The following is a 1,102-nucleotide window of genomic DNA, read 5'->3' as shown; positions in this document are numbered from 1 at the left end:
AAGTAGTTGCTTTCTTAAAATAGTTGCTGCAAATGACCTGGCGAAAACGGCGAGCGTTTATATAGATGGCAAGCTTGAAGGAACCCTCGAATCAGGGGAGTTGACCATCTTCGATCTGGATGTTGGCAATCACTTAATAACACTCGATGGAGAGCTAATTGAAAAGTATGAACTAGAGGTAGTTTTCCAAAGCACGTATGAATCAAAGCGAATAGATCTAGAAGCTAATCCGGGGAAAAGGGCAGTAAGGATAACATCCGAACCTTCCAATGCAGCTATTCGAATTGACAAGGAATGGCTAGAACAGACAACACCCTGGCAGATTATTCTTGATGTGGGAAAGACCTATGAGATCGAGTTGTTCAAAGAACTATATGGTGGTAAAACACAATCTCTTTATATCCCTGATAAGGGAGAGATTATAATTCTAGATGTTGAAATACCAAAAGCAGATCCGCCCCTTAAGCCACGTCCAACATATCCCATAGACAAATCTGTCTGCCCTGATGAAATCGTAGTTGAGCTAGTATGGGAGTCACTTGATAATCCTCTGCAATATGAACTTCAGTTCGATGGTAAAGTGTATACGACTTCGTTTAGCAATGCAAGATTCTACAAGCTAGAACGTGGTAAGACTTATTCCTGGAGAGTGACGGCAGTTAATAAATATGGCATGAGAACAACAAGTGAACGATATTCCTTCACGGTTCAAGAGAACCGTGGTCCGGAGATTGCATTTGTATATCCTCAAAACGACAGTGATGATGTTTTTGCGGAAGAGTTGATCCTGAAGTGGGAAGTTACGGATGCGGATGGAGATTCTATAACTTGTGATGTTTATTTTGGTGACAAGCCTGATTCATTAGAGCCAGTGAAATCACATACCACTTCGAACGAATACATTGTAAAAGAATTGCAAAGAGGAAAACCATACTACTGGAAAATAGTTGCGACGGATAGTTATGGCGAAGTCAGCGAAAGTCTTGTGTATTCTTTTACTACTATGGCAAACAGGCCTCCGATTGAACCATTTAATATTATTCCTGAAGACGGAATGGAAAACTTACCGGATTGTTTAAAAATTGAATGTGAATGCACAGAT

The 1,102-nt window shown here is 40.4% G+C and carries 1 pseudogene; it reads left to right on the top strand.

What is annotated here, in order from left to right:
• A pseudogene (locus RJ60_RS15745) lies at window positions 1-1,102 on the top strand (fibronectin type III domain-containing protein); the annotation flags it as partial.

Source organism: Mesotoga sp. B105.6.4, assembly GCF_002896535.1.
Taxonomy (GTDB): Bacteria; Thermotogota; Thermotogae; order Petrotogales; family Kosmotogaceae; genus Mesotoga.
This window is presented reverse-complemented; position numbering and strand designations above follow the sequence as displayed.